This window comes from Pseudomonas sp. R62 (genome assembly GCF_000257605.1).
Classification (GTDB): Bacteria; Pseudomonadota; Gammaproteobacteria; order Pseudomonadales; family Pseudomonadaceae; genus Aquipseudomonas; species Aquipseudomonas atacamensis.
Genome location: NZ_JH635999.1, coordinates 2,185,805 through 2,188,672, shown reverse-complemented (window position 1 = coordinate 2,188,672; position 2,868 = coordinate 2,185,805). Strand labels below are relative to the sequence as shown.

Below are 2,868 nucleotides of genomic sequence, written 5' to 3'. Positions count from 1 at the left end.
CCGGCTGCCAGTGGCTGGTCTGTGCCGGAGCGTTCAAGACCTCGAATTACCACGCAATGCTCCAGAGCCTGGCGCCAGAATTGGCTGAGCACGCCATCGGTAAGCTGCGCAGCGAACGCCTGCCGGAGCTGCGCGGCGTGATCAGCCTCGATGCCAATCCACCGCCCGGTTTTTTGCCGTGGTCGCAGCTCAGCGATCTGGCCGCCAGCGTCTCGTCCGAACAGCTGCGCGAACGCAGCGCCAGTCTGCATTTCGATCAACCGGTGAACATCCAGTACACCTCCGGCACTACCGGTTTCCCCAAGGGCGCGACCCTCAGTCACTACAACATTCTCAACAACGGCTACATGGTCGGCGAAAGCCTCGGCCTGACGGCGGCCGATCGTCTGGTGATTCCGGTGCCGCTGTATCACTGCTTCGGCATGGTCATGGGCAACCTCGGTTGCGTCACCCATGGCAGCACGATGATTTACCCCAATGACGCGTTCGATCCGGCGCTGACCCTGCAAGCGGTGGCCGAAGAAAAAGCCACGGCGCTGTACGGTGTGCCGACCATGTTCATCGCCATGCTCGATCAGCCGCAGCGGCAGACCTTCGACCTGTCGAGCCTGCGCACCGGGATCATGGCCGGCGCCACCTGTCCGATCGAGGTCATGCGCCGGGTCATCAACGAAATGCACATGAGCGAAGTGCAGATCGCCTACGGCATGACCGAAACCAGTCCGGTGTCGTTGCAGACCGGGCCGGAGGATGAGCTGGAATTGCGTGTCACCACGGTCGGGCGCACCCAGCCGCAACTGGAAAGCAAGATCATCGACACCGCCGGCAACCTCGTGCCGCGCGGCACCATTGGCGAATTGTGCACGCGCGGTTACAGCGTGATGCTCGGCTATTGGAACAACCGGCAGGCCACCGCCGAAGCCATCGATGAGGCCGGCTGGATGCACACCGGCGACCTGGCGAGCATGAATGAGGAGGGTTACGTCAACATCGCCGGGCGTAACAAGGACATGATCATTCGTGGCGGCGAGAACGTTTACCCCCGTGAGCTGGAGGAGTTCTTCTTCACCCATCCGGCGGTGGCCGACGTGCAGGTGATCGGTATTCCGTGCTCACGCTACGGTGAGGAAATCGTTGCCTGGATCAAATTCCACCCCGGCCACAGCGCCTCGGAGCTGGAGCTGCAAACCTGGTGCAAGGAACGCATCGCCCATTTCAAGACACCGCGTTACTTCAAATTCGTCGACGCGTTTCCGATGACGGTGACGGGCAAGATCCAGAAATTCAGGATGCGCGAGATCAGTATCGAGGAGCTGAAAATAACCGAGCGGTAACCTAAACCCTGTGGGAGCTGGCTTGCCAGCGATGGCGTCAGGTCAGCCAGCATCAATGTTGAATGTTCTACCGCAATCGCTGGCAAGCCAGCTCCCACAGGGATTGGGGGGATTCAGGAATCGCAGAAAGCACAAAGGGGAGCCGAAGCTCCCCTTTAATTTGTCGTTGCGTGCTCTTTTTATTATTGAGGGTCGGTCTGTTGTTGTTTTTGGCAACCGTGGCCCTGTACAGCTTTTTGGCGACCCCCATCCGGGGTCAAGAGCAAACGTATTTTTTTGAGCGCTGATCTGCTTTCTCGTTTAACGATCCAACCGATTCGGGAGCTACCTGAAGGTAGTTTTATTGTTCTCTGTCCGGTTGCGGGTCACTCCTGAGAGCACCCTGAAAAGCACACCTTCTCCAAAAAAATCTGTTAGCTGCGTCTCTGCCGTGTTGTTCTTGTTATGTCAGAGTCGTTTCGTCTTGTTTTTATTGGTTTGCGGCTTTTTATTCTTGTTATGCGATAGAGATAGCAGGTGTCGTGCCAACTTTAAAAAGCCTTTATAAATCAACGGCTTAACTTTTTCAGGCTTTTTCGACTCCAGGCAAAGCCAGACAATTTGTTTCCGTGTTACTCGCTTTTGCCCACATCGCTGACGCAGCGGTAACACCTCACTGCGCGCTGCGCGCCTTCGCCACCCGCGAACCGCTCGGGCGGCCGAGCACTGCGCTGATCTGCTGGCCCGCGGCAATCAAGGCGTCCAGGTCGATACCGGTCTCGATGCCCAGGCCATTGAGCAGGTACACCACGTCCTCGGTGGCAACGTTACCGCTCGCGCCTTTGGCGTACGGGCAGCCGCCGAGGCCGGCGATAGAGCTGTCGAACACCGCAATGCCTTCGAGCAGGCTGGCGTAGATGTTGGCCATGGCCTGGCCATAGGTGTCATGGAAATGCCCGGCGAGTCTGTCCCGTGGCACCTGCGCCGAAACCACCTCGAACAGGCGCCGGGTCGCGCCGGCCGTGCCGGTGCCTATGGTGTCGCCCAGCGACACTTCATAGCAGCCCATCGCGTACAGCTCGCGCGCGACCATCGCCACTTGCTCCGGCGCAACCGTGCCTTCATACGGACAGCCCAGCACACAGGAAACGTAACCGCGCACGGTAACGCCGTGTTGTTTCGCCGCTTCCATGATCGGCGCAAACCGCGCCAGGCTTTCGCTGATCGAGCAATTGATGTTGCGCTGCGAGAACGCCTCGGAAGCCGCAGCGAACACTGCAACTTCCTTGACCCCGGCGGCGAGCGCGTCTTCAAAGCCGCGCAGGTTCGGTGCCAGCGCGCCATAGATGACGCCGGGCTTGCGCTGAATCTGCGCGAACACCTCGGCGGAACCGGCCATCTGCGGCACCCATTTCGGCGAAACGAAACTGCCGACTTCGATATAGCCGAGCCCGGCGGCACTCAGGGCATCGACCAGTTGCACTTTGTCAGCGACGCTGATCGGTTGGGCTTCGTTCTGCAGGCCATCGCGCGGGCCGACTTCGATCAGGCGTAC

Annotated in this window: 2 protein-coding genes; one reads left to right on the top strand and one right to left on the bottom strand. The window is 59.5% G+C overall.

All coding sequences use genetic code 11. The features are described 5' to 3' along the window. Positions 1-1,334: AMP-binding protein (locus OQK_RS27640; protein WP_038861871.1), on the top strand; the 1,334-nt coding region annotated here is incomplete at its 5' end. A 652-nt stretch (positions 1,335-1,986) separates the two neighbouring features. Here OQK_RS27640 and OQK_RS27635 read toward each other — a convergent pair. After that, the coding region (locus OQK_RS27635) for a hydroxymethylglutaryl-CoA lyase (protein ID WP_016775310.1) at positions 1,987-2,868 on the bottom strand (882 nt) is incomplete at its 5' end.